The organism is Dokdonella sp. (assembly GCF_036518555.1).
Lineage (GTDB): Bacteria > Pseudomonadota > Gammaproteobacteria > Xanthomonadales > Rhodanobacteraceae > Dokdonella_A.
In genome coordinates, this window is record NZ_DATDMY010000191.1 from 1 (window position 1) to 3,844 (window position 3,844).

The window sequence follows — 3,844 nt, forward strand, 5'->3', positions numbered from 1 at the left end:
CGACGTAGCGTTCGATCTCGGCATCGTCGAGCGTGCGGAACACGACGCGCGTGAGGTCGCACTCGGCGCCTGCGCGCGGCGCCGCGCCACGCGCATCGCCGAGGCACAGCGCGGTGTGGAACTCGACCGTGCGCCCGGAACACGCGCGCAGCTGCGCGCACGCGTTCGCGGCGGTACCCGGCTTGCCGAGCGCGCGCCCGTCGAGTTCGGCGACCTGGTCGCTGCCGATGACGACCGCGCCCGCGCAGGCGGTCGCGACGGCGTGGGCCTTCGCCGCGGCGAGGCGCCGCGCGAGTGCCGCGGGCGCCTCGCCTGCGTGCGGGGTCTCGTCGACCGCGGGTGCGTGCACGCGGAACGACGTCGTCAGTCGCGAAAGCAGGTCGCGGCGATAGCGCGAGGTCGAACCAAGCACCAGGTCGACGTCGCCGAGCCGGCTCAATGCGGCACTTCCGTCGGCTGCGCGGCGATCGCCGCGCGCGTCTGCTCGACGTCGGCGCGCACGTCGGCGAGCCGTTCGAGCTGGCGCGCGAGCGTGCCGCGCGTCGCTTCGAGCGCATCGCGCGCGGCCGCGAGTTCGGCATCGCTCGCGTGCGCGGCATGCTGTTTGAGCCAGAGCCGGTGCGCGAGCAGGTCGCGCAGCGCCTCTTGCACCAGCGGTTCCGCGGCGAGCGTCGCGCGGGCCGACAGTTGGTCGGCGGGCGACATCGCGGCTGCGGCGAGCGCAGGGACCTCGCGCAACCGCGCGCGGCATTCGAGCAGCTCGCGTTCCAGCGCGTCGGCGAGGTCGAGGATCTCGCTCAGCAGCACGCGCCGGCGCAGCAGGCGGCGTTCCCGTCGCCAGGCGATCACGAAGCCGATCGCCAGGGCTGCGGCCACGCAGACGAGCAGGATGTTCACGACGGCGGGCGGCTCCGGTGGGCGGGGACCCAGTGTGCCCCCGATGGCTGCGGCAAGCCAGCCGAAGCAGGGTTCAAGTTGACACCGGAGGGGGCTGCACCTACCATCGCGCGCCCATGTCCGCAGCCCTGCCAGATCGCGTGGATGTCGCACGCCAGGTGCAGGCGCGCCGCACGTACGAAGGAAACCTGCCGCTGGCCGCGATGCAGCGCCTGCGCGGCAGCCTTGCGACGACGGAAGGCGCGGCACGCTACCACGTCGAATTCGGCCGGGACGAGCTCGGCGTCGCGTACCTGGAATTGCGTGTGGAAGCCGGGTTGCCGCTGGTCTGCCAGCGTACACTCGACGTCTTCGTCCAGCCGGTGTCGATCGACCAGCGCCTCGGCCTGATCGCCGACGAGAGCGGCGAAGCGGCGTTGCCGCCGGGCTACGAGCCGCTGCTCGTGCCGGACGGTCAGGTCGGCATCGCCGACGTGATCGAGGATGAGCTGATACTCGCGTTGCCGGTGGTGCCCGTGAAACCGGGCGAGCCGCTGGAATGGAAGGATCATTCGGACGACGTGTCCGAGGAGAAGCCGGCCAGCCCGTTCGCGGCGCTGGCAGGTCTGCAAAAGAACAAGCAGCCATAGGACGGTTGCTTCTGAGATCCGGGCACGGACGCTCGTCAAAAATGCATGAGGAATCGCCAGCATGGCCGTCGCCAAGAGTCGTAAAACCCCGTCCCGTCGCGGCATGCGTCGCGCCCACGATGCGCTGACCGCGAAGCAGTTGTCGACCGACCCGACCTCGGGCGAGGTGCACGTGCGCCACCACGTCACCAAGGACGGCTACTACCGTGGCAAGAAGGTCATCGAGTCGAAAGTGCAGACTCGCGACGAAGACTGAGTGTGCCGGACGAGCGATGCGATGAGCTTCGCTCGCGGTGACGGCCCGGGCCGGATGCGCCGGGCGGGGTTGCCCTGCAGGGCCCGGAGGGCCCGGCGCGGCAGCAGCGTGCGCTGATCGACGGCGCGCGCCGAATCTCGTGCAGGCGGCTTGCGCCTGCCTCCTTCGAGCGGGGAACGGCCCTGATCTACTCACGCATCGCCGGTACCGGCAGCTACCTGCCGGAAAAGGTCGTCACCAACGCCGATCTCGAGAAGCGGGTCGAGACCACCGACGAGTGGATCCGCTCGCGCACGGGCATCCGCGAGCGCCGCTTCGCCGCCGACGGCGAGACGACCGGCGACCTCGCGTTCTACGCCGCTACCCATGCGCTCGACGCGGCCGGCGTCAAGGGCGCCGACCTCGACCTCATCGTGCTCGGCACGACCACGCCCGACATCATCTTCCCGTCGACCGCATGCCTGCTGCAGCATCGCCTCGGCGCGAACGGCTGCGCCGCGTTCGATGTCAACGCCGCGTGCTCGGGTTTCATGTACGCGCTCGGCATCGCCGACCAGTTCATCCGCAGCGGCCAGGCGAAACGGGCGCTCGTCGTCGGCGCCGAGACGCTCACGCGGATGCTCGACTTCAGCGACCGCTCGACCTGCGTATTGTTCGGCGACGGCGCCGGCGCGGTCGTGCTCGAAGCGTCGAGCGAACCGGGCATCCTCGCGACCAAGTTGCACGCCGACGGCGGCTACAAGCACTTGCTGTACAACCCGGTCGGTGTCTCCGCGGGCTTCCGCGACGACGAACCGAACCACGGCATCCGCGTCATGATGACCGGCAACGAGGTGTTCAAGGTCGCGGTCAAGACGCTCGACCGCATCGTCGGCGAGACCCTCGAGGCCGCCGGCATGCACGAGCAGGACGTCGATTGGCTGATCCCGCACCAGGCGAACCTGCGCATCATCGAAGCGACCGCGAAGCGCCTGCAGATGTCGATGGACCGCGTGATCGTCACGGTCGACCGGCATGGCAACACGTCGTCGGGATCGGTGCCGCTCGCGCTCGACGAAGCGGTGCGCTCGGGCAAGGTGCAGCGCGGCCAGACCCTGCTGCTGGAGGCGTTCGGCGGCGGTTTCACCTGGTCGTCGGCGCTGCTCAAGTACTGATCCCGGCTGCGTGCTTGCGCAACTCGCCGGTGCCGCCGTCAGTGTCGTCGCGGCGATCGTGCGCAACGTCGTGGTCGAAGTCTTCCTGTTCCACGTCGGCCGTGGCGCCTTGCTCGCATGCACGCTCGGCCGATACCCGCACGGTCGCGCGCTCGAGCGCGACGCAGGTCGGATCACGGCCGCCGGCCTCGCCGTCGTCGTACTGACCGGCGTGACCCTCGCGGTGTACGACAACGTCTTCGCACTCACCTGAACCGCTGCACGGCTTGATCCGGCCTGCCTAACCTGCACGAGACCATGACGATGTCCGCAGCCCCGAGTCCCCCGTCCCCGACCCTCGCTTTCGTCTTCCCCGGCCAGGGTTCACAGTCGATCGCCATGCTCGCCGAACTCGCGGAAATGCACCCACGCGTGCGCGAGACGTTCGCCGAGGCCTCGGATGGCGCCGGCGTCGATCTGTGGGCGCTCTCGCAGGGCGGCCCCGAGGCGATGCTCAATCGCACCGAGTACACCCAGCCTGCGCTGCTCGCGGCGGGCGTGGCCGTGTGGCGCCTGTGGCAGGCCGGCGGCGGCGCGTCGCCGTCGCGTCTCGCGGGTCACAGCTTGGGCGAGTACACCGCGCTCGTCGCGTCGGGTGTGTTGTCGCTGCGCGATGCCGCTCATCTCGTGCGCATCCGCGGCCAGGCCATGCAGGACGCCGCGCCCGACGGCGTCGGTGCGATGGCCGCCGTGCTCGGCGCCGACGACGCGCTCGTCGAGGAGGTGTGCCGCGAGGTCTCCGGCGATCACGTCGTCGTGCCCGCCAACTACAACTCGCCTGGCCAGATCGTCATCGGCGGGCATGCGCACGCGGTCGAAGCCGCGCTCGCGAAGCTCGCCGAGCGCGGCGTGCGCAAGGCGGTGAAGCT

The 3,844-nt window shown here is 70.4% G+C and carries 7 protein-coding genes; 5 read left to right on the forward strand and 2 right to left on the reverse strand.

The window, feature by feature from the left end:
* Together VI238_RS10895 and VI238_RS10900 are read right to left on the reverse strand one after the other, a co-directional pair.
* The coding region (locus tag VI238_RS10895) for a Maf family protein (protein WP_331651205.1) at window positions 1-439 on the reverse strand (439 nt) is incomplete at its 3' end.
* Entirely contained in the window at window positions 436-897 is a 462-nt protein-coding gene (locus tag VI238_RS10900; RefSeq protein WP_331651207.1) for a hypothetical protein, read from the reverse strand. The genes VI238_RS10900 and VI238_RS10895, both read right to left, overlap by 4 nt.
* A 116-nt stretch (window positions 898-1,013) precedes the next feature.
* Here VI238_RS10900 and VI238_RS10905 point away from each other — a divergent pair, with 116 nt between their 5' ends.
* From VI238_RS10905 to VI238_RS10925, 5 genes are all read left to right on the forward strand, one after another.
* Window positions 1,014-1,526 (forward strand): YceD family protein, encoded by a 513-nt coding sequence (locus tag VI238_RS10905; protein ID WP_331651208.1) that lies wholly within the window; start codon window positions 1,014-1,016, stop codon window positions 1,524-1,526.
* A 61-nt stretch (window positions 1,527-1,587) separates the two neighbouring features.
* Window positions 1,588-1,782 carry a 50S ribosomal protein L32 gene (gene rpmF, locus VI238_RS10910; protein ID WP_331651210.1) on the forward strand — a complete coding sequence of 65 codons (195 nt, stop codon included), beginning with the start codon at window positions 1,588-1,590 and terminating at the stop codon, window positions 1,780-1,782.
* A gap of 182 nt (window positions 1,783-1,964) precedes the next feature.
* On the forward strand, window positions 1,965-2,936 hold the full coding sequence (locus VI238_RS10915; RefSeq protein WP_331651216.1) for a beta-ketoacyl-ACP synthase III: 972 nt from the start codon (window positions 1,965-1,967) through the stop codon (window positions 2,934-2,936).
* Between the two features lie 10 nt (window positions 2,937-2,946).
* Entirely contained in the window at window positions 2,947-3,189 is a 243-nt protein-coding gene (locus VI238_RS10920) for a hypothetical protein (RefSeq protein WP_331651212.1), read from the forward strand.
* A 50-nt stretch (window positions 3,190-3,239) separates the two neighbouring features.
* The coding region (locus VI238_RS10925) for an ACP S-malonyltransferase (protein ID WP_331651214.1) at window positions 3,240-3,844 on the forward strand (605 nt) is incomplete at its 3' end.